Source organism: Pseudomonas sp. 22085, from assembly GCF_052045815.1.
GTDB lineage: Bacteria > Pseudomonadota > Gammaproteobacteria > Pseudomonadales > Pseudomonadaceae > Aquipseudomonas > Aquipseudomonas glycinae.
On record NZ_JBQEQA010000015.1, the window covers coordinates 125,919 to 152,843 of the forward strand.

The 26,925-nt window shown below is 62.0% G+C and carries 24 protein-coding genes; 10 read left to right on the plus strand and 14 right to left on the minus strand.

All coding sequences use genetic code 11. The features are described 5' to 3' along the window. Positions 1-197: 197 nt before the first annotated feature. Positions 198-521, plus strand: coding sequence for a hypothetical protein (locus ACTJK7_RS19495; protein WP_039771843.1), 324 nt, complete (start codon positions 198-200; stop codon positions 519-521). A 105-nt stretch (positions 522-626) separates the two neighbouring features. Then, positions 627-1,406 (plus strand): YdcF family protein, encoded by a 780-nt coding sequence (locus ACTJK7_RS19500; RefSeq protein ID WP_108563330.1) that lies wholly within the window; start codon positions 627-629, stop codon positions 1,404-1,406. Positions 1,407-1,441: 35 nt separating this feature from the next. Here ACTJK7_RS19500 and lnt read toward each other — a convergent pair whose 3' ends face one another. From lnt to miaB, 5 genes are all read right to left on the minus strand, one after another. Beyond that, a complete protein-coding gene (lnt, locus tag ACTJK7_RS19505) occupies positions 1,442-2,965 on the minus strand; it encodes an apolipoprotein N-acyltransferase (RefSeq protein WP_064382171.1) in 1,524 nt (507 codons plus the stop codon). 14 nt (positions 2,966-2,979) lie between these two features. After that, positions 2,980-3,819: an HlyC/CorC family transporter gene (locus ACTJK7_RS19510; RefSeq protein ID WP_007909641.1), complete on the minus strand. Its 840-nt coding sequence runs from the start codon at positions 3,817-3,819 to the stop codon at positions 2,980-2,982. Between the two features lie 5 nt (positions 3,820-3,824). Beyond that, positions 3,825-4,319 carry an rRNA maturation RNase YbeY gene (gene ybeY / locus ACTJK7_RS19515; protein WP_007958682.1) on the minus strand — a complete coding sequence of 165 codons (495 nt, stop codon included), beginning with the start codon at positions 4,317-4,319 and terminating at the stop codon, positions 3,825-3,827. Next, a complete protein-coding gene (locus ACTJK7_RS19520; RefSeq protein WP_064382170.1) occupies positions 4,312-5,316 on the minus strand; it encodes a PhoH family protein in 1,005 nt (334 codons plus the stop codon). Before ACTJK7_RS19520 ends, ybeY begins: the two co-directional genes overlap by 8 nt. 228 nt (positions 5,317-5,544) lie before the next feature. Then, positions 5,545-6,873 carry a tRNA (N6-isopentenyl adenosine(37)-C2)-methylthiotransferase MiaB gene (gene miaB, locus ACTJK7_RS19525; protein WP_011336083.1) on the minus strand — a complete coding sequence of 443 codons (1,329 nt, stop codon included), beginning with the start codon at positions 6,871-6,873 and terminating at the stop codon, positions 5,545-5,547. Between the two features lie 132 nt (positions 6,874-7,005). Here miaB and ACTJK7_RS19530 point away from each other — a divergent pair, with 132 nt between their 5' ends. Then, the gene (locus ACTJK7_RS19530) at positions 7,006-7,335 is read left to right on the plus strand and encodes a DUF1820 family protein (RefSeq protein WP_027617776.1); all 330 of its coding nucleotides are present in this window, start codon (positions 7,006-7,008) and stop codon (positions 7,333-7,335) included. A 98-nt stretch (positions 7,336-7,433) separates the two neighbouring features. Here the strand turns inward: ACTJK7_RS19530 and ACTJK7_RS19535 are convergent, their stop codons facing one another. The 4 genes from ACTJK7_RS19535 to ACTJK7_RS19550 all read right to left on the minus strand — a co-directional run bounded on the left by ACTJK7_RS19535 (position 7,434) and on the right by ACTJK7_RS19550 (position 10,954). Beyond that, the gene (locus ACTJK7_RS19535) at positions 7,434-7,988 is read right to left on the minus strand and encodes a tetratricopeptide repeat protein (protein ID WP_047296791.1); all 555 of its coding nucleotides are present in this window, start codon (positions 7,986-7,988) and stop codon (positions 7,434-7,436) included. Positions 7,989-8,214: 226 nt separating this feature from the next. Then, entirely contained in the window at positions 8,215-9,498 is a 1,284-nt protein-coding gene (gene hemL / locus ACTJK7_RS19540; RefSeq protein ID WP_064599654.1) for a glutamate-1-semialdehyde 2,1-aminomutase, read from the minus strand. A 10-nt stretch (positions 9,499-9,508) separates the two neighbouring features. Then, positions 9,509-10,132 carry a thiamine phosphate synthase gene (thiE, locus tag ACTJK7_RS19545; protein ID WP_064382166.1) on the minus strand — a complete coding sequence of 208 codons (624 nt, stop codon included), beginning with the start codon at positions 10,130-10,132 and terminating at the stop codon, positions 9,509-9,511. A gap of 24 nt (positions 10,133-10,156) precedes the next feature. Further along, a complete protein-coding gene (locus ACTJK7_RS19550) occupies positions 10,157-10,954 on the minus strand; it encodes a hydroxymethylpyrimidine/phosphomethylpyrimidine kinase (RefSeq protein WP_039771996.1) in 798 nt (265 codons plus the stop codon). Positions 10,955-11,258: 304 nt separating this feature from the next. Here ACTJK7_RS19550 and ACTJK7_RS19555 point away from each other — a divergent pair, with 304 nt between their 5' ends. From ACTJK7_RS19555 to ACTJK7_RS19570, 4 genes are all read left to right on the plus strand, one after another. Beyond that, on the plus strand, positions 11,259-13,607 hold the full coding sequence (locus tag ACTJK7_RS19555) for a 7TM diverse intracellular signaling domain-containing protein (RefSeq protein WP_440780325.1): 2,349 nt from the start codon (positions 11,259-11,261) through the stop codon (positions 13,605-13,607). Between the two features lie 95 nt (positions 13,608-13,702). Next, positions 13,703-15,352, plus strand: a complete 1,650-nt coding sequence (locus ACTJK7_RS19560; RefSeq protein WP_108563326.1) for an acyl-CoA dehydrogenase family protein — start codon at positions 13,703-13,705, stop codon at positions 15,350-15,352. Between the two features lie 192 nt (positions 15,353-15,544). Beyond that, positions 15,545-17,044, plus strand: a complete 1,500-nt coding sequence (gene amn, locus ACTJK7_RS19565) for an AMP nucleosidase (RefSeq protein ID WP_199912990.1) — start codon at positions 15,545-15,547, stop codon at positions 17,042-17,044. A 72-nt stretch (positions 17,045-17,116) separates the two neighbouring features. Further along, positions 17,117-17,752, plus strand: a complete 636-nt coding sequence (locus ACTJK7_RS19570) for a pseudouridine synthase (protein WP_108563325.1) — start codon at positions 17,117-17,119, stop codon at positions 17,750-17,752. Here the strand turns inward: ACTJK7_RS19570 and ACTJK7_RS19575 are convergent. Both ACTJK7_RS19575 and ACTJK7_RS19580 read right to left on the minus strand, forming a co-directional pair. After that, on the minus strand, positions 17,747-17,956 hold the full coding sequence (locus tag ACTJK7_RS19575) for a DUF2788 domain-containing protein (protein ID WP_003228500.1): 210 nt from the start codon (positions 17,954-17,956) through the stop codon (positions 17,747-17,749). The two genes, ACTJK7_RS19570 and ACTJK7_RS19575, sit on opposite strands and share 6 nt — an antisense overlap. Positions 17,957-18,062: 106 nt before the next feature. Beyond that, complete coding sequence (locus ACTJK7_RS19580; protein WP_007909658.1) at positions 18,063-18,542, minus strand: Lrp/AsnC family transcriptional regulator; 480 nt, start codon at positions 18,540-18,542, stop codon at positions 18,063-18,065. A gap of 455 nt (positions 18,543-18,997) precedes the next feature. Here ACTJK7_RS19580 and ACTJK7_RS19585 point away from each other — a divergent pair, with 455 nt between their 5' ends. Next, positions 18,998-20,047: a DUF6515 family protein gene (locus tag ACTJK7_RS19585; RefSeq protein ID WP_236196054.1), complete on the plus strand. Its 1,050-nt coding sequence runs from the start codon at positions 18,998-19,000 to the stop codon at positions 20,045-20,047. Here the strand turns inward: ACTJK7_RS19585 and ACTJK7_RS19590 are convergent. Together ACTJK7_RS19590 and ACTJK7_RS19595 are read right to left on the minus strand one after the other, a co-directional pair. After that, a complete protein-coding gene (locus tag ACTJK7_RS19590; RefSeq protein ID WP_108563323.1) occupies positions 20,041-20,937 on the minus strand; it encodes a cation diffusion facilitator family transporter in 897 nt (298 codons plus the stop codon). The genes ACTJK7_RS19585 and ACTJK7_RS19590 overlap by 7 nt on opposite strands. Before the next feature lie 15 nt (positions 20,938-20,952). Further along, on the minus strand, positions 20,953-21,372 hold the full coding sequence (locus ACTJK7_RS19595) for a polyribonucleotide nucleotidyltransferase (protein WP_108563322.1): 420 nt from the start codon (positions 21,370-21,372) through the stop codon (positions 20,953-20,955). A 361-nt stretch (positions 21,373-21,733) separates the two neighbouring features. Here ACTJK7_RS19595 and hrpB point away from each other — a divergent pair, with 361 nt between their 5' ends. Beyond that, positions 21,734-24,253, plus strand: coding sequence for an ATP-dependent helicase HrpB (gene hrpB, locus ACTJK7_RS19600; protein ID WP_440780328.1), 2,520 nt, complete (start codon positions 21,734-21,736; stop codon positions 24,251-24,253). Positions 24,254-24,256: 3 nt separating this feature from the next. On the opposite strand, the gene ACTJK7_RS19605 is transcribed toward hrpB, so the two are convergent. Continuing rightward, on the minus strand, positions 24,257-25,171 hold the full coding sequence (locus tag ACTJK7_RS19605; protein WP_007958716.1) for a LysR family transcriptional regulator: 915 nt from the start codon (positions 25,169-25,171) through the stop codon (positions 24,257-24,259). Positions 25,172-25,410: 239 nt separating this feature from the next. Here ACTJK7_RS19605 and ACTJK7_RS19610 point away from each other — a divergent pair, with 239 nt between their 5' ends. Continuing rightward, entirely contained in the window at positions 25,411-26,904 is a 1,494-nt protein-coding gene (locus ACTJK7_RS19610) for an aldehyde dehydrogenase (RefSeq protein ID WP_440780329.1), read from the plus strand. Positions 26,905-26,925 lie beyond the last annotated feature (21 nt).

The window sequence follows — 26,925 nt, forward strand, 5'->3', positions numbered from 1 at the left end:
ATGTCGGACGAGCTGGAAGTGGAGTTACAGGAAGCGCCGTAGCATACATGACCGCGCTTGGCCTAGGGAAACCCTGATTGCAGCCGTTTGACTGGCCGAAATCGCGGCGAGGGCCGTTGGTCGCGGCGCGCAGCCGGTTTGTGCAGCGAAGCTAAGCTCTAACTGGGGAGTGAGTCTTATCTTCAATGAGGTGAGGGATGGTGGAGTCACAGCAAAAAAACGTTACCAAGCCCGAGTTGTACGAACGGTTGATCGATCGTCTGGGGATGGCCCTGGACGCGGCAAAAACCGCTGGCCGGCTGCGCGACGAGCGCCCCCTGGAGCTGGAATTGCGTGGCTTGAGTCCCGCCGAGTTCAAACTGGTCAAGGCCTATCTGGATCGCAGTGAGCGTGAAACCCACGGATACCTGTCACAAGCAGTGAAACAGCTCGATGCTGCCCATTCGGCCAAGGTCATCTGGCTCAAGGACAAGGCACCCGGCAGAGATGCCGTCAAAGTGCGGACTCTGCAGGCCAAGTAAACGCATGGCAGGTCAAAAAGCGGATCTTTTTCAACGGGATCCGACCCTACTGGTTGTCGCGGTGTATCAACCCACTTAGGCTTCGGGCATCTTTGGAGATGCTCGATGCCTTTTCGTTATTTCATTAAACAACTTCTGTTGCCGCCAGGCGTTCTCTTGTTGCTGCTGCTCGTCGCCTGGTGGCTGCGACGTTCGCGGCCGCGACTGGCCGGGCTGTGCTTTGCCCTGGGTTTTGGCGGCTTCTTGCTGATGAGTCTGCCGGTGGTCGTGCAATGGGGAGCCAAGGCCCTGGAGCGCGAGCCGCCGCTGGCGCGGGATTCATGGGCAAGTCTGGCGCAACGCGCCGATGCGATTGTGGTGCTGGGCTCCGGTCGCGAGCGCGGCGATCTGGCCTGGGGCGAAGATCAACCGACCGGTGTCGGGCTTGAACGGCAGCGTTACGCGGCGCGACTGGCCAAGGCCTCGGGGTTGCCGATTCTGACCAGCGGTGGCCTGCATTACGGTACGCCGCCGACCGAAGCCAAACTGATGGCCGATTCGTTGCGCGATGACTTCGGTGTGACGGTGCGCTGGCAGGAAGGGGAGAGCCGCACCACGTGGGAGAATGCTGCCTTCAGCGCCAGGATACTGTTGCCCGAAGGCGTCAAACGCATCGTGCTGGTGACTCAGGCCTGGCACATGCCGCGTGCGGTGTGGAGCTATCAACAGGCCGGGTTCGAAGTCGTGCCGGCGCCGGTCGGTTTCCTCGGCACGGACAATGCGCGACCGTTTGGCGGCTGGCTGCCGGAATTCAAGTCGATCTGGCAAAGCGGGCAGTTGATGAACGAGGCGGTGGGGCAGATCGGCTATTCGCTGTTCTACCGAGGGGGTGACAGCATCGATTGATCACTCCCGCGCTGAACGCGGGAGTGAGCGGGTTTTCAGAGGGTCTTGGATATCCGGTTGGTCATCAGCGCCCAGCCAAACAGCACCACGCACAGGATGATCAGCGGCCACGAGCGCCATTGCAGGTACGGTGTGAGGTCATGCATCGGCACCACTTCGCCGTACAGCACGCCCTGTTCGAACTGCGGGATACGCTCGGTGATCTGCCCGAAAGGGTTGATCAGCCCGGTCACGCCGTTGTTGGTCGCGCGAATCATCCAGCGCCCGGCTTCAAGTGCACGCATCTGCGCCATTTGCAGGTGTTGCAGGGGGCCGATGGAGGTACCGAACCAGGTGTCGTTGCTGATCGTCAGCAGCAGATCGCTGCGTGCCGCCAGGCCAGCGGCGAATTCCGGATAAACCACTTCGTAGCAGATGAATGGCGCGATCTGATACCCCTTGGCCTGTAATAACGCCTGATCGGAAGGGCCACGGGCGAAGTCGGACATCGGCAGGTCGAAGAATGCGATCAGCCCGCGCAGGATGTCCTGCAGTGGTACGTACTCGCCGAACGGCACAAGCTTCTGTTTGAGATAAGTGCCATCGCCTTCGCCGACCACAGTGATGCCGTTGAAGAAGCGTTTTTCGTGACGGACCGTTTCTCGGATCGGCACACCGGTGATCAGCGCCGATTTACGCTCGGCGGCGAAGTTGCCCATCATGGTCAGGTAGCCCTCCGCGGACTCCTTGAGCACCGGCACGGCGGTTTCAGGCCAGATCAACAGGTCGACCGGTTTGGAGCGGAAACTCAGGTCGCGGTACAGCGCCAGCTGCGCGTTGAGCTCGGCCGGGTCCCATTTCATGCTTTGCGCGACGTTGCCCTGGATGGCGGCAACGGTGAGAGGCGCGCCGGCCGGGCTGGTCCAGGCATGGCCCTTGAGCGCAATGCCTGCCGCCCATGGCCCGATCAGCAATACCAGGCCGGCAGCGATGAAGACTTTGCGGCGGGTTTGCAGCAGGCGCGGTGCGTTGTAGATCAGTGCAGCGGTCAGCGCGAGAACGAACGACACCAGCCACATCCCGCCCACTGGCGCGAGTCCGGCCAGTGGGCCGTCAAGCTGGCTGTACCCGGAATACAGCCACGGGAAACCGGTGAGGAACCAGCCACGGAAAGCTTCCTGGCCGACCCACAGCGCCGCAAACGCCAGTGCGTCAGCCACCGGCGCCTCGTTACGCCGCAACCAGCGTGCCCACAGCCAGGCGGGCAGGGCGAAGAACCAGGCAATCGCCGCCGTGAAGATCAGCATCAGGAAACCGGCCAGCAGCACCGAAGCGCCGCCGAAATGGTGGATGCTGTAATAGATCCAGCTGGTGCCGGCGCCGAACAGGCCGAAACCGAAGCACCAGCCACGGCCCAGCGCCTGGCGCGGGCTCAGCTCGCGCAGGCCTGCATAGAACAGGCCGACTGCCAGCAAGGCCAGCGGCCAGAGATCGAACGGTGCCAGCGCGAAGGTGGTGATTGCACCGGCCGCCACGGCCAGCAGATTACCGGGCCAGCCGGGGCGGGTTGTCCAGCGCATTTCAGTCCTTAAATTTACCGGGCGATTGGCGTGAGTCGCAGCAAGTGAATCCGACGGCTGTCGGCGTTCAGGATGCGGAAACGATAGGCGCCGATTTCAGTGATTTCGTTGCGTTTTGGCAAGTGCCCGAACGCGCTCATCACCAGCCCGCCGACGGTGTCGAACTCGTCGTCGGAGAATTCGCTGTCGAAGAACTCGTTGAAGTTCTCGATCGGCGTCAGGGCCTTGATCAGGAAATCACCGCTGGGCAGCGGCTTGATGTAGCTGTCTTCTTCGACGTCGTGCTCGTCTTCGATGTCGCCGACGATCTGCTCGAGCACGTCTTCGATAGTCACCAGACCGGCCACGCCACCGTATTCGTCGATGACGATGGCCATGTGGTTATGGTTGGCGCGGAATTCACGCAACAACACGTTCAGACGCTTGGACTCCGGCACGAACGTGGCCGGGCGCAGCAAGTCCTTGATGTTGAAGCTGTCGCCGTTCTCCTTGAGGATCAGCGGCAGCAGATCCTTGGCCAGCAGCACGCCCATCACGTCGTCATGGCTTTCGCCGATGACCGGGTAGCGCGAGTGGGCCGAGTCGACCACGGCAGGGAGGAATTCGCGGGGAGTCTGGGTCGCCTTGATGCTGATCATCTGCGAGCGCGGCACCATGATGTCGCGAACCTGCAGGTCAGCCACCTGGATGGCGCCTTCGACGATGGCCAGCGCTTCGCTGTCCAGCAGTTTGTTCTGATGTGCATCGCGCAGCAGCTCAAGCAGCTCCTGGCGGTTCTTCGGCTCGTGGGCAAAAGCCTGGGTCAGTTTACCCAGCCATGACTTTTGCCCGTTGCTCGATCGATCTTCGCTCATAGCGATTACTCTGAATCCTTTGTTGTAACAGTAGGGGATGTTTCGGTTTCGTCGTCCGCGTACGGATCGGGATAACCCAATTCGGCAAGCAACTCGCGTTCCAGTGCTTCCATTTCCTCGGCTTCCTCGTCATCTATATGGTCGTAACCAAGCAGATGCAAGCAGCCGTGAATGACCAGATGTGCCCAGTGAGCCTTTAGTTCCTTGCCCTGTTCGGCGGCTTCGCGCTCGACCACCGCCACGCAGATCACCAGATCGCCCAGCAGCGGAATATCGAGAAACTCGTCGGGCACTTCGGCGGGAAAGGACAGGACGTTGGTCGCGTAATCCTTGTGCCGCCAGGTGTGATTCAGTTCGCGGCCTTCTTCCTCGTCGACCAGACGAATGGTCATTTCCGAGTCGGCTGTGCGCTGGCGCAGGGCCAGTTCGCACCATTGGCGGAACTCGGCTTCGGTCGGCGCAGACGCTTCGGTCGCGATTTGCAGGTCAAGCTCAAGCATCGTGGCGAGTATCCTTTGGCGCTTCATCGGCCAAACGCGTCTCGAAGCGCTCGTAGGCTTCGACGATGCGTTGCACCAACGGATGGCGCACCACGTCTTTGGGCTGGAAGTGGGTGAAGCTGATGCCCGGCACATCTTTCAGGACTTCGATGACGTGATGAAGTCCGGATTTGGTGCCGCGCGGCAGGTCGACCTGGGTGATGTCGCCGGTGATCACGGCCGTAGAGCCGAAACCGATCCGGGTCAGGAACATCTTCATCTGCTCGACGGTGGTGTTCTGGCTCTCGTCGAGAATGATGAAGCTGTTGTTCAGCGTGCGACCGCGCATGTAGGCCAGCGGCGCGACTTCGATCACCTGACGTTCGATCAGCTTGGCCACGTATTCGAAACCGAGCATTTCGTAGAGCGCGTCGTAGAGCGGGCGCAGGTACGGGTCGATCTTTTGCGACAGGTCGCCGGGCAGGAAGCCGAGTTTTTCACCCGCTTCGACCGCCGGACGAACCAGCAGGATGCGCCGGATCTGCTCGCGCTCCAGCGCATCGACGGCGCAGGCGACAGCCAGGTAAGTCTTGCCGGTACCGGCCGGGCCGATGCCGAAGTTGATGTCGTTGCCGAGAATTTCCTTCACATAGCGCAACTGATTCAAGCCGCGTGGGCGAATCATGCCTTTCTTGGTGCGCAGGGCGACGGAGGCTTCGGCGGGGGCGGGGTTGTCCAGTTGCTCGACGGCCGATTCCTGGAGGAACAGGTGAACCGTATCCGGCGACAGCTCTGAACCCTTGGTTTCCCGGTACAGGCGGCGAATCAGGTTTTCCGCGGAAGTGGTGTGCTTGGGTTCGCCGATCAGCTCGAACTGATTGCCGCGGTTGCGGATCTCGATGGCCAGGCGCTGTTCGATCAGCCGCAAGTGCTCGTCGAACTGCCCGCACAGATTGGCGAAGCGGCGAGCCTCAAAGGGCTCGAGGATGAAACGATGTGGTTCGATGGGTGCGTTCAAGGTCGTATTTAGCCGCCCTGGGGCAATTGGGATGAATTGAAGGATAACGCCAGCGGCGTGGGTGCGAAAGCTCTTAAATGGATGAGCCTGTTCTCAAGAACAATGCAGGCCACTGTGGGAGCTGGCTTGCCAGCGATGAGGCCATCAGCCCCGACCAATATGTCGCCTGTCGTACCGCTATCGCTGGCAAGCCAGCTCCCACAGAATTCTCAGTGTTTCTGATATTTGTTACTGGATCAGCGAGCCGCGCAGCGAGTGCGGTTGCGCCGCGTCGATGTGGACGTCGGCGAACTGGCCGATCAGGGTCGGATTATCGCAGCGGAAGTTGACGATACGGTTATTCTCGGTGCGCCCTTGCAGCTCGCCCGGGTCTTTCTTCGAATAATCTGTCACCAGAATCCGCTGGACCGAACCGACCATTTGTCGGCTGATCTCGAACCCTTGCTGGTTCAAACGGTGCTGCAAGGCGTTCAGGCGTTCTTTCTTCAGTTCTTCCGGGGTGTCGTCGGCCAGATCGGCGGCCGGGGTGCCCGGGCGCTGGCTGTAGACGAACGAGTAGGAAAAGTCGAAACCGACGTCGGCAATCAGCTTCATGGTCTGTTCGAAATCTTTCTCGGTTTCCCCCGGGAAACCGACGATGAAGTCCGAACTGATGCAGATACCCGGCACGGCGGCGCGCAGTTTGCGCAGCTTGGATTTGTACTCGAGCGCCGTGTGGTTGCGTTTCATCGCGGCCAGGATCCGGTCCGAACCCGACTGCACCGGCAAGTGCAGGTGCTTGACCAGTTCCGGTACTTCGGCGTGGGCCTGGATCAGGCTGTCGGAGAATTCCAGCGGGTGCGAAGTGGTGTAGCGGATGCGGTCGATGCCGTCGACCGCCGCGACCACGCGGATCAGTTCGGCCAGGTCCGCCAGGCGACCGTCGTGGGTCAGCCCGCGATAGCCGTTGACGTTCTGCCCCAGCAGGGTCACTTCACGCACACCGTTTTCGGCCAGGTGGATGATCTCGGCGATCACGTCGTCGAACGGTCGGCTGACTTCTTCGCCACGGGTGTAAGGCACCACGCAGAACGTGCAGTACTTGCTGCAGCCTTCCATCACCGACACGTAGGCGCTCGGGCCGTCGATGCGCGGCTCGGGCAGGTGGTCGAACTTTTCGATTTCCGGGAACGACACGTCGACTTGCGGCAGCTTGCTGATGCGCGCGGCGTCGATCATTTCCGGCAGGCGGTGCAGGGTCTGCGGGCCGAACACCACGTCGACGTACGGGGCGCGATCACGGATCGCCGCACCTTCCTGGCTGGCCACGCAACCGCCGACGGCGATCACCATGTCCGGGTTGGCCAGTTTCAGTTCGCGCCAGCGTCCGAGCTGGGAATACACCCGGTCCTGGGCGCGTTCGCGGATCGAGCAGGTGTTGAGCAGGATCACGTCGGCATCTTCGGCGCGCGCCGTGACTTCCAGGGCCTGGTGTTCGCCCAGCAGATCGACCATGCGCGAGCTGTCGTACTCGTTCATCTGGCAACCGTGGGTTTCAATGTAAAGCTTCTTGGCCATGGAATAGGGTCGTCACGTGGTTCAAAGAACCGCGCATTATAGGGAACATGTCCTCAGGTTCCTACCGCTGTGCGTCCGGTGGCTATGCTATAGTTCGCGCCCTCATTTTTACCCCGATGTCGTCCGCCCGCCATGACCAAACGCGAAGCTCCAATCTACAAGGTGATTTTCCTCAACCAGGGCCAGGTGTTCGAAATGTACGCCAAGCAGATCTATCAAAGTGATCTGTGGGGCTTCCTGGAAGTGGAAGAGTTCGTCTTTGGCGAGCGCACGCAAGTGGTCGTCGACCCGAGCGAAGAAAAGCTCAAGGCGCAGTTCGAAGGCGTGGTGCGCAGCTTTGTGCCGATGCACTCGATCGTGCGCATCGACGAGGTCGAGCGTCTGGGCACGCCGAAGATCAGTGAAGCCCGTGGCGGCGTTGGTAACGTGATGCCGTTTCCGATGCCGATGCCTGAGAAGTAAAACCGGACTTTATGAAAGTGATCGTTCCCATGCTCTGCGTGGGAATGCCGCCTTCGACGCTCCGCGTCGGTGACGCAAAGAGCGAGAGCTATCGTTAGTCAGGGAAGGGGCGAAAACGGCGTACGCCCGTCGGCGTTCTGCAGTTCCATCAGGTATTTACGGAAAATTTGCCCGAGCACCTGGGTCGCGGTTTCCAGGTCTTCGCGGGACATCTTTTCGGACACTTCGTCGGCGGTGTCGAGCGCGTCTTCGGCGCCGTTGACCGCCGCCATCTTCAGCACGATGTAGGCCTGAATGTTGTTGGCCTGCACGCCTTCACCGTGGAAGAACATGGTGCCGAGCTTGAATTGCGCCTGGGCATGGCCTTGCAGCGAGGCCTTTTCGAAATAGCTCAAGGCTTGATTGAGGTCGCGCGGCGCGTTCTTGCCGTCGTAGTAGAACTCACCCAACTCGTATTGCGCTTGCGCATCCCCCTCATCCGCCGCCTTTTGGCAGGCAGCGAGGGCCTGCGTGACATCTTGCGGCTGAGTATTGAGGGTGCAGCGACCCATCGCCGGGATCAACAACGAGTTGCCGCCTGCTTGTGCATGTGCGAGCAGCGGCTGAAGGAGCAACAGGCAGCCCAAGGCAAGGGTGCGGCCGGTGCGGTTCATGGGAATCGACTTACCTCTGAAGGGCGCGCGGACCCGTCGAGGGATCCAATAAGCGCGCATTATGAAATAAGCAGGGCCATCCTTACAAAGTCTTTACTCGATTTTCTGCTGCGCGGGAAATATATCGCCCACTTTATGGGAGATTTTTGGCAGGCGTGTCGGAAAAGGCGCGCGGATGTAGGAGAACGCTGACGCTGGCAATGGCCAACGTCAGCGGCAGGGCGTTTTATTTCAATTTAGCGAAGGCGCGTTCGGCGGCGTCGAGGGTCAGTTTCAACTCGGCTTCGCCGTGGGCGATCGAGGTGAAACCGGCTTCGAAGGCGCTCGGTGCCAGGTACACGCCACCTTCCAGCATCAGGTGGAAGAAGCGGCCGAACAGCGCCGCATCGCTGGCCATCACGTCTTCAAACGTCACAATGTCGTCGGCACCGCTGAAGTACAGACCGAACATGCCGCCCGCCTGGGTGGTCACGAACGGAATGCCGGCGGCATCGGCGCGCTGTTGCAGGCCGTCGAGCAGGCGCGTGGTGTAGTCGGTCAGCTCGGCGTGGAAACCCGGACGGCTGATCAGGCGCAGGGTGGTCAGGCCGGCGGCCATTGCCAGCGGGTTACCCGACAAGGTGCCTGCCTGATAGACCGGGCCCAGCGGTGCGATGCGCTCCATGATCGAGCGCTTGCCGCCGAAGCAGCCGACCGGCATGCCGCCACCGATGATCTTGCCGAAGGTGGTCAGGTCCGGGGTTACGCCGTAGTAAGCCTGGGCGCCGCCGAGGGCGACGCGGAAACCGGTCATCACTTCGTCGAAAATCAGCACCACGCCGTGCTTGTCGCACAGGCTGCGCAGGCCTTCGAGGAAACCCGGCGCCGGCGGTACGCAATTCATGTTGCCGGCCACGGGCTCGACGATGATGCAGGCGACGTCCTGTCCGACTTCGGCGAGCATTTTTTCAACCGCGTCGATGTCGTTGAACGGCAGGGTCAGGGTGTGTTTGGCGAACGCTGCGGGTACGCCGGCAGAGCTTGGTACGCCCTGGGTCAGCGCGCCGGAACCGGCCTTGACCAGCAGGCTGTCGGAGTGACCGTGGTAGCAGCCTTCGAACTTGATGATGCTGTCGCGGCCGGTGAAACCACGGGCCAGACGGATTGCACTCATGGTCGCTTCGGTGCCGGAGCTGACCATGCGTACCATCTCCATCGACGGCACCAGCGAGCAGACCAGGTCGGCCATCTCGGTTTCCATCGCGGTCGGCGCGCCGTAGGACAGGCCGTGCTGCAACTGGTTGCGCACCGCATCCAGCACGTCCGGGTGGCTGTGGCCGAGGATCATCGGGCCCCAGGAACCCACGTAATCCACATAACGCTTGTCGTCTTCGTCAGTGACGTAGGCGCCTTCGGCGTGCTTGAAGAACAGCGGCGTGCCGCCAACGCTCTTGAACGCGCGCACCGGCGAGTTCACGCCACCGGGAATGTGTTTCTGGGCGTTGGCAAACAGAGTTTCGGAACGAGACATGATCGGGCTCTCAGACTTTTAGTAATTCATTGAAGGCGCGGGCGCGGCGGGTCACTTCGGCGCTGCTGTCGGCGCCGAACAGGCCATGGACCACGGCCAGCAGATCGACACCGTGGGCCACCAGCGGCGCGGCGTTGTCGAGGGTGATGCCGCCGATCGCGCAGATCGGCAGGTGCAGGGTGCGCTTGGCGTCGTCGAGCAGATCGAGGCTGCAACTCGGTGCACCGGGTTTGGTATTGGAATTGAAGAAGCGACCGAAGGCGACATAACTCGCGCCCTCTTTGGCGGCCTGTTCGGCCAGTTCAAGCTGTGCGTGGCAGGTCGAACCGATAATTGCTTTCGAACCGAGCAGGGCGCGGGTTGGCGACAGCGGGCCGTCGGTCTGGCCCAAGTGCACGCCGACGTTCAAACGCGCGGCCAGTTCGGCGTCATCGTTGATGATCAGTTGCGTCTTGTAGCGTTCGCACAGATCGCGCAGGGCTTCGGCCTCACGCAGACGGCGGGCTTCGTCGCTGCTCTTGTCACGGTATTGCAGCAGGGTGACGCCGCCTTCCAGCGCCGCCTCCACGTAGGACAGAAACTTGCCGGCCAGCAACTGGCTGTCGGTGATGGCATACAGGCCACGTAGTTTCATCGCGCAGACCTCAGGCTCGAAACATCAGGAACAGAAATCCAGCGGCAGGCGACGCGGCACGAACTGGCCTTTGCCCAGTTGTTCGGCATCGCGCAGGGTGCGCCAGGTGTAATCCAGCGCGGTACGCACCGCGCTGGCAAGGTTTTCGCCCAGTGCCAGGCGGCCGGCGAGGGTACTGGCCAACGTGCAGCCGGAGCCGTGATAGCTGCCCGGCAGGCGCTGGCACTTGAAGGTTTCGCGCAGGCCGTCGCGGCTGTACAGGCGATTGTGGATTTCGGTTTCGTCGCCGTGACCGCCAGTGATCAGCAGGTTCTTGATGAACGGCAGGAGTTTTTCAGCGCACTCGTCCGCGGTGCCTTCCGGCAGTTCGGCAAGGATCCGGGCTTCGGGAAGGTTGGGGGTGGCGATGATCGACAGCGGCAGCAGGCGTTCGCGCATGGCGTAGCCGACTTCGTCCTTGCCCAGGCGTCCGCCGCCGCCGGCACGCAGCACCGGGTCGCAGACCACTGGCAAGTGCGGGTGCGCCTGAAGCAGTTCGACGACGGTGTCGACCATTTCCAGGGAACCGAGCATGCCCAGTTTCACCGCCGCGACTTCGGAGTCGTTGAGCACGGCATTGGCTTGGGCCAGTACCCACTCACGGTCGAGGACGCGAAAGTCAGTGACGTTGACCGTGTCTTGCACGGTCAGGGCGGTGACGGCCGGAGCCGCATGGCAACCCTGAGCGAGCAGGGCTTCGATATCTGCCTGCAAGCCGGCGCCACCACTGGGATCGTGGCCGGAGAGACAGAGGACAACGGGGCGTGAGCTGTAGATATTCATGGTGCGCGAGCTTACCACCAAACCTGTTTTTCGGGTGTTGTGGCGCAGCGCGCGGCCGATGACATGGGTACGGGGAACGGCATCGGTTGTCACAATCTGACCGAGTCAACAGCTCTAGCCCGGCGTTCTGCTCTGGAACGCCCGTTCTAGAGCCTTTGTAGGAAAAATTTCCATGGTGCTCAATGGCCATCAACGGCTATGCTAGAGTGGATCCAAACCAATAACAGGTAATACCGGTTTTACGTCATCTCAAAGGGAATGGGGGGCTTCCTGACACAACCGGCCAAGCCACGCTGGGGCTTCAATGCGCTATTTGTTGATGATGTTGTTCTGTTTGCCCCTCCTGGCAAACGCCGTCGAATTCGACGAGTTCACCCAGAGCCTCCCGCTGGGTCGATCCCTGCAAGTGTTCGAAGACCCGAGCGGTCAGGCGAGCATTGCCGACGTCCGCGCGCAAGCCGCCGCCGGAAACTTCAAACCCCATGATAAAGCCACGCTCAATGCCGGTTATTCGCGCTCGGCGTTCTGGCTGAAGATCGACCTGCATTACCGCCCGACCAACCCGTCGGCGCAACGCAGCTGGCTGCTGGAACTGGCGTATCCGCCGCTCGATCATCTCGACCTGTATCTGCCCGATGCGGCCGGTGACTATCGTCTGGTGCGGCAGACCGGGGACGCCTTGCCGTTCGCCAGTCGTGAGATCCGCCAGAACAATTACCTGTTCGACCTGGCGTTCAAGCCGGATCAGCAACGAACCGTTTACCTGCGGTTGTCCAGCGAAGGCTCGATCCAGGCGCCGGTGACGTTGTGGTCGAGCACCGCGTACCTCGAAGACCAGCCGGTGCGCCTGTACGTGCTGGGGGTTATCTATGGCGTGCTGCTGGGGATGCTGGTCTATAACCTGTTCATCTACCTCAGCGTGCGCGACACCAGTTACCTCTATTACATCTTCTATATCGCCTCGTTCGGCCTTTATCAGCTGTCGGTCAATGGCGCGGCGGTCGAGTATTTCTGGCCGGACAATCCATGGTGGGCCAACGCCGCCACGCCATTTTTCATCGGTTGCGCGGGGCTGTTCGGCAGCCAGTTCGCCCGCAGTTTCCTGCAGACCAGGAACCACAGCCGCTGGCTCGATCGCCTGCTGATCGCTCTGATCGTTTTTGGCGCCGTGGTGATCGGCCTGTCGTTGATGACCAGTTATGGTCTGGCCCTGCGCTTGGCGACGACCCTGGCCCTGACCTTCACCGTAGTGATCTTCGCCGCCGGGATCCTGGCCTGGTGGCGCGGCCTGCGGGTGGCGCGTTATTTCATCATTGCCTGGTCGGCGTTCCTGATCGGCGGCATCGTCAACACCATGATGGTGTTGGGCCTGCTGCCGAATGTGTTCCTGACCATGTACGCCAGCCAGATCGGTTCGGCCATCGAAGTGGCGCTACTGTCACTGGCGCTGGCCGACCGCATCAACGCCATGCGCGAACAACAGGCGCAGACCTTGTTCGACGCCGGCCAGAAACTTGAAGTGCTGAACCAGCAACTGGCCCACAGCAACAAGCTCAAGGACGAATTCCTCGCGACCCTCACTCACGAACTGCGTACGCCGATGAATGGCGTGATCGGCTCGCTGGAGCTGATGCAGACCGTCGAACTCGATCCGGAACTGGAGCAATACCAGCAGACCGCCGCCGGTTCAGCGCGGGACATGATGCGCATGGTCAACGGCATCCTGACCCTCACCGAATTGCAGGCTGGCAAGCTCAAGGCAACGGCGGGCAGTTTCAGCCTGCGCGGGGTGGTCGAGGCGTTGCGGATGCAGTTCGATGGCAACGCTTCGAGCAAGTCGCTGGACTTCAAGGTCGACGTGCAGCCGACCCTGCCGGATCGCCTGCATGGCGACAGCGCCAAACTCGCGCAATGCCTGGAATGCCTGCTGGACAACGCGATCAAGTTCACCCGCGTAGGCGGCCTCGCCTTGCGGGTCACCGGCAAACCGTCGACGGACAATCGGCTGGCGCTGTCCTTCGCGGTGATCGACACCGGCATCGGTTTTACCGATCTGGGCGAGGCCACGCTGTATCAGCGGTTCTTCCAGCTCGACGGTTCGATGACCCGCGAATACGGTGGGCTGGGCGTCGGTCTGGCGATCTGCCGTCAATTGGTGGAATTGCTCGGTGGCAAGCTCACGCACCGTTCCGAACCGGGGAGTGGCAGCCGCTTTCAACTGGATGTCGAGTTTGAGTTGCCGGAAGTGGAAGCCGTGCCCGCGTTCAGCCGCGACACCGTGCGCGCGCCGCAGGATTGCACCGTTTTGCTGGTGGACGACAACAGCGTCAATCAATTGGTGATGCGCGGCATGTTGCTCAAGCTCGGTTTCCGGGTGCGCACCTCCGACCACGGCGCGGCGGCGCTCGACTGTTTGCAGCGCGAGCGCTTCGATGCGGTGCTGATCGATTGCCAGCTGCCACCGCTCGACGGGGCATCGCTGTGTTGCCAGATTCGTGAACTGCCGGGATGCGCCCATCTGCCGGTGTTCATGATCGCGCTGGGGGCGGATCGGGAGCATTGCGCGTCGGGTGGCTCGATCGACTATCTGAGTAAACCGGTGAAATTCGAGGATCTGCAGGTTGCGATGCAGCGACGGGTGTTGAGTTGCTGACAGGGTGAAAGCGCCGGCAATTAGGCCGATATGACACTTTGATCGGTTCCGGGGCGGTGCTTAACTGAAGCTCTGGCCGATCAAGGAGCCCCGTCATGAACCTGCATCAGTTCGCCGAAACCCACGAAGTCACCAACCAGCCACCGTCGCTGGACGGCACCAACCTGTACCGCATTGACCTGCCATTGCAGGAGTGGTCGCGGCGGTTCGGCGCCGGCTGGGCCGAGTCGCGGATCGATGCTTACGGCGCGCTGGCCGGCGGGCCGCTGATGGAGGCCGGATTCCTCGCCAACCAGAACAAACCGGTGTTCGCCAGCCATGACCGCTACGGTCATCGCATCGATCTGGTGGAGTTTCATCCGGCGTATCACGAGCTGATGCGCACCGCCATTGAGCATGGTCTGACGTCGTTACCCTGGGCTCATCCACAGGACGGCGCCCATGTCGCCCGCGCATCCATGAGCTATCTGCACAGTCAGGCCGAGGCCGGCAGTGGTTGCCCGTTGACCATGACCTTCGCCAGCGTGCCGGCGATGCGTTTGCAGCCGAATCTGGCCGAGCAATGGCTGCCGAAAATCCTCGCCACCGAATACGACCCGCGCAATGTCGGCATGGCCCACAAGGCCGGCGTCACCATCGGCATGGCGATGACCGAGAAACAGGGCGGCACCGACGTGCGCGCCAACACCACCAAGGCTTATCCGGTCGGCGCCAGCGGCCCGGGCCAGGCCTATGAATTGGTGGGCCACAAGTGGTTCTGTTCGGCGCCAATGTGCGATGCGTTTTTGACGCTGGCACAGACCGACAAGGGTTTGAGTTGCTTTCTGCTGCCGCGCCATCGCCCGGACGACACGCGCAACCAGTTCTACATCCAGCGTCTGAAGAACAAACTCGGCAACCAGTCCAACGCTTCCAGCGAAGTGGAGTTCCGTGGTGCGCTGGCGTGGATGGTCGGTGAGGAAGGGCGCGGTGTGCCGACCATTATCGAGATGGTGGCCATGACCCGTTTCGATTGCATGGTCGGCTCCAGCTCGCTGATGCGTCAGGCGCTGACCCAGGCCAGCCATCACTGCGCCCATCGCAAGGTCGGTGGCAAACTGCTCAGCGAACAACCGCTGATGCAGAACGTGCTGGCCGATCTGGCGCTGGAAAGCGAAGCCGCGCTGGCCCTGAGCCTGCGCATGGGCAAGGCGCTGGATCATCTCGATGACCGCCATGAAGCGCAGTTCGCCCGACTGGTGACAGCGGTGGGCAAATACTGGATCTGCAAACGTGCGCCGGGAATGATCAACGAAGCCGCCGAATGCATGGGCGGTGCTGGCTATGTCGAGGAGAGCATCCTGCCGCGGCTGTACCGCGAGGCGCCGGTGAACTCGACGTGGGAAGGCTCCGGCAATGTGCAATGCCTCGACGTGTTGCGCGCCTTGTCGAAAGAGCCGGGCGTGCTCGATGTGTTGTTCAGCGAGTTGGGCGACGGTCATGGCGACAAGCGACTGGCCGCGCACATTCAGCAATTGCAGGCGCAGTTCAAGGACACCAGTGACATTCAGTACCGCGCTCGGCAACTGACCGAAGACATCGCTTTGGGACTGCAAGCGAAGCTGCTGCTGGAGGCCGGGAATTCGGCGGTCAGCGATGCTTTTATCGCCAGTCGCCTGAACGGTGGCGGGCGGGTCTACGGCGCGTTGCCGCGCGGGCTGGATGTCGAAGCCATCGTTGCCCGCTCTACGCCGCAAGGTTTCTGATCCAGATCGCCCGGACACAACAAAACCCTGTGGGAGCTGGCTTGCCAGCGATGACGGCCTGTCAGTCAACTTTGATGTTGAATGTGATGGCCTCATCGCGGGCAAGCCCGCTCCCACAGGGATCTTCATTGTTTGAAAGATTAGGGTGAACCCACAACGCCACTGTTTCCGTGACGCCACGATGCAGGCAAGATGAAGCTCTGCAAGTCAGAACACAGGAAGCTGATCGTGACCGAAGCGTTTATTGTCGTTCAAACCGCCGAACAGGCCGTGGATCGTCTCGCCGAGCTGCATGAGCGGGCCACCACGGCGCTGAACTCGGCGCTCAAGCGTTATCTCAAGGATCGCGTCGAGCCCGACGCCGAGCAACGTGCCCTGTTCCGTTATCCCGAACTGCGTCTGACCTACCACTGCCAGGGCGAAGTCCCGCAGACCACCCGCGCCTACGCCAAGGTGCAGTTGCCGGGCACCTACAGCGTGACCGTCACCCACCCGGCGGCGTTTCGCAAATACCTGCTCGAGCAGCTCACGCCGCTGATGCATGACTTCACCGTGACCGTCGAAGTCGGGGTCAGCGAGCAGAACATTCCGTACCCGTACGTGGTCGAGCAGGGCGATGAACTGGCCGGCTCCGGCGTCACCGCTGCGGTACTGGCGCGGGTGTTTCCGAGTACCGACCTGTCCGCCGCCACCGATGGAATCGCCGATGGCCTCTACGACTGGGAAAATACCGATCCGCTGCCGCTGGCGCTGTTCGATGCGGCCCGCGTCGATTTTTCGCTGCGCCGTCTGGTGCATTACACCGGCAGCGACTGGCGCCATGTGCAGCCGTGGATTCTGTTGACCAACTACCACCGTTACGTCGACCAGTTCATCGTCCATGGTCTGGAACAACTGCGCCGCGACCCGCGTTTCGTGCGCATGGTGTTGCCGGGCAACGTGATCATCGAAAAAGGCATGGATCACGGCGAAGCCTCGGCGATTGCCGCCGGCGTGGTCTGGCACCGCTACCAGATGCCGGCCTATCACCTGATCGCCAGCGATGGCCACGGCGTGACCCTGATCAACATCGGTGTCGGCCCGTCCAACGCCAAGAACATCACCGACCACCTGGCCGTGTTGCGTCCGCATTGCTGGCTGATGATCGGTCACTGCGGCGGCCTGCGTCAGTCGCAGACCATCGGCGACTACGTGCTGGCCCACGCTTACATGCGTCGCGACGGGATTCTCGACCGCGTAGTGCCGCCGAACATTCCGATCCCGGCCCTGGCCGAGGTGCAACTGGCGCTGCAACAAGCGGCGGCCAACATCACCGGGGAAAAAGGCGAAGAGCTGAAGAAGCGCCTGCGCACCGGCACTGTGCTGACCTACGATGACCGTAACTGGGAATTGCGCTGGGCTCAGGAACGACCGCTGATCAACCTGTCCCGCGCCGTGGCCGTGGACATGGAAAGCGGCACCATCGCCGCCCAGGGATATCGCCTGCGGGTGCCGTACGGCACGTTGCTGTGCGTTTCGGACAAGCCGCTGCACAGTGAAATCAAGCTGCCGGGTTCGGCCAACGCGTTCTACGAACGTGCGGTCAGCCAGCATTTGAAGATCGGTATCGAAGCAGTGGATCTGCTGCGCACCGAACTCAATTCGCTGCACTCGCGCAAACTGCGCAGCTTCGACGAACCGCCGTTCCGCTAACGGTTTGTCGTGGTCATTTGGCGGTCGGGGCACTAGCATTAGCAGCCCCGACCGTTAGATGTTCTTTTCGCCATGTCCCGTCCCCAACGTCCACCTTCCCGCCGCCCCGGCGCGAAGCCAGCTTCTTCAGCCCCGCGCCGTGTCGCCAAGGCACCGCCCGCTGAGCCGAAGCTGATCCTGTTCAACAAACCGTTCGATGTGCTGACGCAATTCAGCGACGGCGAAGGGCGGGCGACGCTCAAGGATTACATCGACGTTCCGGGCATTTATCCGGCCGGACGGCTGGACCGCGACAGCGAAGGTTTACTGCTGCTGACCAACGACGGCCAGTTGCAGGCGCGGATCGCCGACCCCAAGCACAAGCTGGCGAAAACCTATTGGGTGCAGGTCGAAGGCGTGCCGACGGCCGAGCAGTTGCAGCGTCTGCGCGACGGCATCGAATTGAATGACGGCATGACCTTGCCCGCGCAAGCGCGGCAACTGGATGAGCCCGAGCTGTGGCCGCGCAATCCGCCGGTGCGCTTTCGCGCAACCATTCCGACCACCTGGCTGGAACTGGTGATTCGCGAAGGGCGCAACCGCCAGGTGCGGCGGATGACGGCGGCGGTCGGGCTGCCGACGTTGCGGCTGGTGCGGGTCAGGATTGGTGACTGGACGATCGAAGGGCTCGATCAGGGCCAGTGGAAAGAAGTGCCGGCGCGCTTATAAGGCGCCGGACTCGATCAGGCCTATCACCACGCTCTTGATGATGAACGCGGCCACGCCCAGGCCCAGCACGAAGAACAGAATGAACGAGCCAAAGCGCCCGGCCTTGGACTTCTTCGCCAGATCCCAGACGATGAAACCCATGAAAATGATCAGGATGCTGACCAGACCGGTCATCATCCATTCTTCAAATACTGCTGGATCCATCGGGCATCTCCGGCGCTACGCGGCTGAAAGGGCGGCCGGGAGTATACGCCAGCGGCGAACGACGCAGCATTGACCTGCGTCGGTGTGCCGCAGTCATTCGTCGATTTCAGCTGCGCAGATGAGTCAGCGGCAATTCAGTGCTGTTGAGCACCTGATTCAACACAAAGCTTGAGCGCACGCTGGTCACGCCTTCGATCCGGGTCAGATGCCCCAGCAGCAGCTTCTGATAATGATCCATGTCCGGCACCACCACTTTCAGCTGATAGTCGGCATCCACGCCGGTCACCAGGCTGCATTCCAGCACCTGCGGCAAGGTGCGGATCGCCGCTTCGAAATTCTCGAAACGCTCCGGCGTGTGCCGGTCCATGCCGATCAGCACGTAGGCGGTCAGGCTCAGGCCAAGCATCTTGCGATCGAGCAGGGCGACCTGACGGGAGATGTAACCGTCGTCCTCCAGTTGCTTGACCCGGCGCGAGCACGGGGAGGGCGACAGACCGATGCGCTCGGCCAGTTCCTGGTTGGAGATGCGGGCGTCGCGCTGCAATTCCGCCAAAATACTCAGGTCGTAACGGTCGAGTTTGCTCATCAAACGGTCCTTTGTCTTAACTATTGCGGCGGATTATCTATCCAGGGTTAAAAATTGCGCAAGTGATGTTTATTTGAGCAATCTTCGCAATCATCTGTCGCGGCTCCGGGCCTATTCTTATCACCAGAATCACTGCTCGGTAACACAGTCCAATGCGGCCCGCCCAATCCGGCCCGCCGCGGCCGCCACCCCCACCGGGGTCGTGCCGGCCCCCGAGCTGCACACTGTCCAGAAGACGGCGTGAGGTGAGCCGACGTCAAAAGCGTCGAGCCAGGACGAAGTTCTCTAGAAGGGAGGCCGACGGGTCTCCCTTTTTTCTTGCCCGCGATTTGGCCCCTCTCGCTCAATAAATAAATGACGTGACTGATAACCTGTAGCAGAACCCGGTGTGCCCATCCCCGGTCTTAGCTACAAGCCCTCTTAATTTCAGGCGCTAGTGCGCAGTGAGGAATTTCATGAAGTCGCGCATCTGGCGTCTGGCCAGTGTTGGTTTGCTGTGTATGAGTGTCGGTGCGCAAGCGCTGGCGGATGAGCCGCAGAATCGCGGCCCCGACGGCGGCGGACGCGGGCCGGAGCATCAGGGCAACAATCAGGGGCATGGCGGCGGTGATCAGCAGCGCGGCCAGAACAATCCGCAGCGGCAGAACAACGACATCATTCGTGGCGACAACAGCCGCCAGTTCGAGCACAACGGGCAGCAGAATCACGGCCAACCGAACAACGGCCAGTGGCAGAACCAGAACCAGCCACGTCCGGCCTATAACCCCAACCCGGTGCGCCAGCCGCCACCGCCGCCGCAATTGCCGGCCAACGATCTGCCGATCCAGCCGCGCCCCGACACCGTGCGCCAGACCCAGGAACCGCGTCAGGGTTACTACCGCGACGAGCGCCCGCAGAATGGTTATCACCAGAACTGGCAGACCGGCAACCGCCCCAACGACAACCGCTGGCCGGGTCGCCCGGATGGGCATGGCAACGGCTGGGGCCCCGGCCCGCAATACCGGCCGGGCCATGTGATCGATCGTTTCCCGGATCGTGACTACCGCGTGCCGTATCGCGGCCAGGACTATTTCTACTCCGGCGGCTACTGGTATCGCCCGCAAGGCCCGCGCTACATCGTGGTTCAGCCGCCACGCGGGATTCGCATCCAGTACCTGCCGGATTACGCCCGTGAAGTGTGGATCGGCGGTTCGCTGCTGTTCCTCGCCGCCGGTTCGTACTACGCCTATCAGGAAGCAACGCAGGATTACGTGGTGGTCGAGCCGCCGGTACAGCAGCCACCGCAGCCGACCGGCAATGGTTATGACGTGGAGGCGTATCCGGCCAACGGTCAGTCACCGGAGCAGGTTCAGCGCGATGGTTACGAGTGCTATCAGTACGCGGTGCAGCAGAGCGGCTTCAATCCGCGCACCGCGACTTATCAACCGGCGCCCGAAGTGGTGCAGGCCTACCGCCAGGCCCAGGGCAATTGCCTGAGCAGTCGCGGTTATCAGGTCAACTACTGAGCCCGAGCGGCTTTGACCACTTCCTGCGGGTCGGCGTGAACCAGCACTTCGGCCCGTGGGTAGGCTTTGTGAATGGCATCCGCCGCCTGATCGCTGATGCCGTGGGCGACTGACAGCGTCAGCTCCCCCGGCAATTCCAGGTGCAACTGCACGAACCAGTGATTGCCGGAAATCCGCGTACGCAAATCATGCGCGCCCAATACGCCCGGCACGCCGCACGCCAGTTCGAGCATGTGCTGACTGACATCCGCCGGCAGTTCTTCATCCATCAGCACCGAAAAGCTTTCCCGGGCGATCTGGATTGCGCTCCACAGAATGTATGCCGCGATCCCCAGACCAAACCAAGCATCCAGTTGCTCGAAACCCAATCCGGCCAACACCAGCGCAATCAGAATGCTGCCGTTGAGCAACAGGTCCGAACGGTAATGCAGCGAATCCGCCCGCACGGCGTTGGAGCCGGTCTGCTTGATGACCCGATGCTGCAACATCAGCAGCGCCGCCGTCAGCACCAGGGAAAACACGATCACCCCGATGCTCAGCCATGGCGCACCAAGCGGCTCGGGATTTTTCAGGCGCTCATAAGCCTGAAACGCGATCAGCACCGCACTGCCGCCAATGAACAGCGCCTGCGCCATGCCCGCCAAGGACTCGGCCTTGCCGTGGCCATAACGATGATCGTCATCCGCCGGGCGCAACGCGTAATGCACCGCCAGCAGATTGAGCAACGAAGTGACGCCATCGAGGGCCGAGTCGGTGAGGCCGGCGAGCATGCTCACCGAACCGCTCAGCCACCAGGCGATGGCTTTGGCGATGATCAGCGTACAGGCCACCGCCACCGAGGCGCGGGTCGCCAGCCGCAGCAGGCGGGCGTGTTCGGGGCTTGTGGTCATGGGTGCGTCAATTCCTTATGCGGCAGGTTGCAGGCCGAACATCGCCAGTTGCTGGGTGCTGCCTTTGTGCTGGATCAGGCGCGGGTCGTCCAGCGGCAGATTGCGGCCCAGCTCGGTTTCGAGAATAGCCTGCAACTTCAGGTTATCGACCTGGCCGTCCGGGCCAATGGCTTGCTTGAGCCTGGCCGGATCGACCTGCGCCGTGTGGCCCGGTTCGAAGTAGATCGCGCCGGTGGCGAAGTCCACGGCAAACGCAATCACGCCGGGAAGGATATAGAACAACAGGCCCACGGCATCGAGCACGGCGATCGCCGGGTCGATCTTGCCGTCGATCTGGCCGCGCCGGTCGGGATAGAAAATCGAACCGCACGCGGTGATCTGAGTGAGCAGGGTGGTAACCAGTACACCGCCGATCAGGCGAAAAGGTAAGCGCATGGGAATCTCCTGAGTCATCTGTTAACGAAGCGTCATCGTGTGAAGTTAAGACCCTGACGAACGCTCAGCAGTTCGCCGTTATACTCGCGGCGGCAGGGCGTGCCCACAGTAAATTGCGGCCCCGTCTCACCCCTATCGAAATACGTTGAGGATTGAAGTTGTTTTCTCCAGATCCATACCGCGTGATGGCTACCGAATTCTCTCGGGGTTCGGCCCTCCGGGCTAAAGCTGTGAGCGCGCCATGCTGCGTTGCGGGACTTGGTAAGGAAACGACCCTTACCTGCGTCCCGCGCCTTGCCTGGCACGCTCACAGCTTTAACGCGACTCGCAATTTACTGTGGGCACGCCCTGGGGAGCCAGCATGATTTCTTTGCCGATCGACGAAGTTTTACCCGCCCTGCGTGAAGCGTTGGCGACACGCCACGAAGCCGTGCTCGAAGCACCACCCGGCGCCGGTAAAACCACCCGCGTGCCCTTGGCCCTGCTCAATGAAGCATGGCTGAACGGGCAGACCATTCTCATGCTCGAACCGCGTCGACTGGCCGCGCGCGCAGCGGCGGAACGGCTGGCCAGCGAGCTGGGCGAGAAGGTCGGTGAAACCGTCGGTTATCGCATTCGTCTCGACAGCAAGGTCGGCCCCAATACGCGCATCGAAGTGGTCACCGAAGGCATTCTCACCCGGCGTTTGCAGGACGACCCGGCGCTGGAAGGCGTGGGCCTGCTGATCTTCGACGAATTTCACGAACGCAGCCTCGACGCCGATCTGGCGCTGGCCCTCAGTCTGAACGGTCGCGAGCTGTTTCGAGCTGAACAACCGCTGAAGATTCTGCTGATGTCCGCCACCCTTGAAGGCGAACGCCTGGCCGGGCTGCTCGACGACGCGCCAATCCTGCGCAGCGAGGGCCGGATGTTCCCGGTGACGATGCGCTGGGGCCGGCCGTTCCAGCCCGGCGAATACATTGATCAACGCGTCACGCAAACGGTGCTCGAAGCGCTGCACGATGAAACCGGCAGCCTGCTGGTGTTCCTGCCGGGGCAGGCGGAAATCCGACGTGTCCATCAACAACTGGCGGACGCCATCGGTGAGCGCAGCGACGTGTTGCTCTGCCCGTTGCACGGCGAACTCGACCTGAATGCCCAGCGTGCCGCCATCGACCCGGCGCCGGCAGGCCAGCGCAAAGTGGTGCTGGCCACCAACATCGCCGAGACCAGCCTGACCATCAACGGCGTGCGTGTGGTGATCGACGCCGGGCTGGCGCGAGTGCCGCGTTTCGATCCGGGCAGCGGCATGACCCGCCTCGATACTCAGCGCATCTCCAAAGCCAGTGCCACCCAGCGCGCGGGCCGGGCGGGGCGTCTGGAACCGGGCGTGTGTTATCGCCTGTGGTCGCAGGATCAGCATGAACAATTGGCAGCTTATGGCAGTGCGGAAATTCTGTCGGCGGATCTTGCGGGACTTGCCTTGCAACTCGGACGCTGGGGCGTGGCGCCGAGTGATCTGATCTGGCTGGACGTGCCGCCGGCCGCTGCTTATGCACAGGCTCAGGACCTGTTGCAGCGCCTCGGTGCACTGGACGGTGAAAGCCTCAACCGTCACGGGCAGGCCATGGCTGAATTGCCGGCGCACCCGCGCATCGCTCATTTGCTGTTGCGCGGTCAGGCGCTGGGTCTGGCGAACATGGCATGCGATGTTGCAGCGCTACTCGGTGAACGCGACATTTTGCGCGGTGCGGGGGCGGATCTGCACAGTCGTCTGGTGTTGCTGTCCGGCGAAGAACGCGCGGCACGTGGTGCTCAGGGCGGCGTGCAGCGCGCCCGGCAACTGTCGCGGCAATATCGCGGCTACCTGCGTGGGCAACCGAGCGAACCGGTCGCCGACCCGGATCACCCGCGCTGGCTCGGCGCCCTGTTGGCGCTGGCCTACCCGGACCGCGTCGCTCAGCAGCGGCGTGCCGGTGGTGCCGAATATCGTTTGGCCAACGGCCGTGCGGCGCTGTTCGCCGAAGCCGACAGCCTGATGAAAGAACCGTGGATCGTGATCGCCGACCTTGGCAGCCGTCAGGGCCAGCGTGAGGAACGGATTTATCTGGCGGCAGATTTCGATCCGGCGCTGTTCGATTCGGTGCTGGCCGAACAAGTGCACAACGTCGATCAACTGGACTGGGACGAGCGCGAAGGCGTGCTGCGCGCCGAGCGTCAGCGCAAGGTTGGCGAACTGATCCTCAGCCGCGAGCCGCTGACCGGTCTCGACGAAAACGCCCGCAGTCAGGCGCTGGTCAATCTGGTGCGGCGCAAGGGGCTGGAGCTGCTGCCGTGGACCCCGGAACTGCGCCAGTGGCAGGCGCGAGTCGCGTTGCTGCGTCAGCTCGACCTGGACGCCAAGGGCGACAGCCAATGGCCGGATGTCAGCGACGCCACGCTGCTGAAAACCCTTGAAGACTGGCTGATGCCGTACCTGGGCAAGGTCTCGCGCCTCAGCCATTTCGCCAACCTCGACCTGTCGAGCATCGTCCGTAATCTGTTGCCATGGCCGCTGCCGCAACAGCTTGACGAACAGGCACCGCATCACCTGAGCGTGCCGTCGGGCTCGTCGATTCGCCTCGACTACAGCGAGCAACCACCGATTCTCGCCGTGCGCTTGCAGGAGCTGTTTGGCCTCGCCGACACACCGCGCATCGCCGGCGGCCGGCAAGTGGTCAAGCTGCACCTGCTGTCGCCCGCACGGCGTCCGGTGCAGGTCACGCAGGATCTGGCCAACTTCTGGCGCAGCACTTATGCCGAGGTGAAGAAGGATTTGAAGGGACGGTATCCGAAACATTACTGGCCGGATGATCCGCTGGTGGCCGAAGCCACCGCGCGGGCCAAGCCGCGCGGTACATAAGGGTCAGCGACTGGCCTTCGCGGTCAGCTGCTCCCGACAATAATCGGCAAACAACTGCGCCGGTTTGGTCAGTTGCCCGCGTTTGAGCCATGCCGCTACCAGTCCTGAACCGGTGACATCTTCGACGATGTCCACGCACACGACTTTCTTGCCGTCGTAGGTGCATTCCGAGTGCGGGCGGGTCACCAGGATCGAGAAGCCGAAGCCCTGGCCGACCATGCCGCGCACCATTTCGATCGAGGGCGAGCTGAACTCGATGCGTGGCGACAGCCCGAGTTCTTCGAACAGGCTGACGAAGTAGGTGCGGCTCGGTTGCACGTCCAAAAGGATCATCGGTTCCAGGCACAAGTCCCGCAGCGAAACCTGCTTGAGCTGGGCGAAGCGGTGATCCGCCGGGAGCAGGGCGTAAGGCCGTTGGGCCGGCATCAAGGGTTCGGTTTCGATGGTGGCGTCGAGGTCGTGCTTGTACAGGATTGCCAGGTCGAAGGTACCCGAAGTCAGGCCTTGCACCAGTTCCTGTTGTTCGCCGTCGCGGATGCGGATCTTCACCCCCGGATACAGCGCCGAGAAGCCGGCAATCAGTTGCGGCAGGTACAGCGGCGCGACCGTTTCAAAACAGCCGATATCGATCTGCCCGGCCACCACGTCGTTGTCGGCGAGGGCGTTCTGTTCGAACTCTTTGGCCATGCGCAGCAGTTCCTGGGCCTTGCGAAAGAACCGTGCGCCGCTCGGTGTCAGGGACACGCCCTGAGCGTGATGGCGGATCAGCAGTTGCACGCCGAAGCTGTCTTCCAGCCCCTTGATCGCCGTGGAAATTGCCGGTTGCGCGATGTACAGCTTGCGCGACGCTTCGGCGACGCTGCCGCATTCGACGGTGGTGATGAAGTATTTCAACTGACGCAGGTTGTAAGCGGCCACGGTGAACCTCAAAGCGAACGGATTGCACATCCAAGCAATTTGTACGCCGCCGGCCTCCGTTCTGTCGGCGGTTTTTTTGTCCCTGAACAATAGCCCCATACGCGCGTGAAGGGGCCCTCGGCTGGTTACCTTTTTTATTGTCTGCGAAGACATTTTTACTGGTTTTAGCGCGCACGGGCCTGAGCGACTATCGACCCCACACTGTTCTCAGAAGAATAAAGGTCCAAGGAGCAACCACCGTGTTCGAGCTTGCAGACTGGCAGCGCAAGGCCGCTGAATTGAGCTATCCGTACCAGGCCGTGATCGACGGAAAATTGCGTGCGGCGCAGTCGGGACAGACATTTGCCGCGATTGACCCGGCCACCGGCCAACTGCTGGCAAACGTCGCCGCTTGCGGTGAAGAGGATGTCGATGCGGCGGTGCAGAATGCGCGGCAGGTGTTTGAAGCTGGCACTTGGGCCGGGCGTTCACCGACCGAGCGCAAGCAAGTGCTGCTGCGGCTGGCGGATCTGATTCTGGCCAATCGCGAAGAGCTGGCGTTGCTCGATTCGCTGAACATGGGCAAACCGGTGATGGACGCTTACAACATCGACGTGCCGGGCGCCGCCGGGGTGTTCCGCTGGTATGCCGAAAGCCTCGACAAGCTCTACGATCAGGTTGCGCCGAGCGCGTCGAACGTGCTGGCGACCATCACCCGCGAAGCGCTGGGCGTGGTCGCCGCCGTGGTGCCTTGGAATTTCCCGCTGGACATGGCCGCGTGGAAACTCGCCCCGGCGCTGGCGGCGGGCAACTCGGTAATCCTCAAACCCGCCGAACAATCGCCGTTTTCCGCGTTGCGTCTGGCTGAGCTGGCGTTGGAAGCCGGGCTGCCGGCCGGCGTGCTGAACGTGCTGCCGGGGCTCGGCGAACAAACCGGTAAAGCCCTGGGCCTGCACCCGGATGTCGATTGCCTGGTGTTCACCGGCTCGACCCAGGTCGGCAAATATTTCATGCAGTACTCCGCGCAGTCGAACCTCAAACAGGTGTGGCTGGAATGCGGCGGCAAGAGCGCCAATCTGGTGTTCGCCGACTGCCAGGATCTGGATCTGGCGGCGCAGAAAGCCGCGTTCGGGATCTTCTTCAATCAGGGCGAAGTCTGCTCGGCCAACTCGCGGTTGCTGGTGGAACGCTCGATTCATGACGAGTTCGTTGAACGGCTGAAGGCCCAGGCCGAGCGCTGGCAACCGGGGAATCCGCTGGACCCGGCAAGTGCGGCCGGGGCGATCGTCGACACCCGTCAGACCCAAAGCATCCTTCGTTTCATCCATCAAGCCGAGCGCGAAGGCGCGACCCGCGTCTGCGGCGGGCGGCAACTGAGTTTCAACGGCTCGGACAACTTCATTCAGCCAACGATTTTCACCGACGTGCAGCCGCACATGACCCTGTTTCGCGAAGAAGTGTTCGGCCCGGTGCTGGCGGTGATGCCGTTCGATGATGAGGCCCACGCCTTGCAACTGGCCAACGACAGCGTCTACGGTCTGGCGGCCTCGCTGTGGACCGATGATCTGCACCGCGCGCACCGGGTGGCGCGGCAATTGCGAGCCGGTACGGTGTCAGTCAACAGCGTCGATGCGCTGGACGTGACCGTGCCCTTCGGCGGCGGCAAGCAATCGGGTTTCGGCCGCGATCTGTCGCTGCACTCGTTCGACAAATACACCCAGTTGAAAACCACCTGGTTTCAACTGCGCTCATGACAGCCGCTCACAACAAGAAAG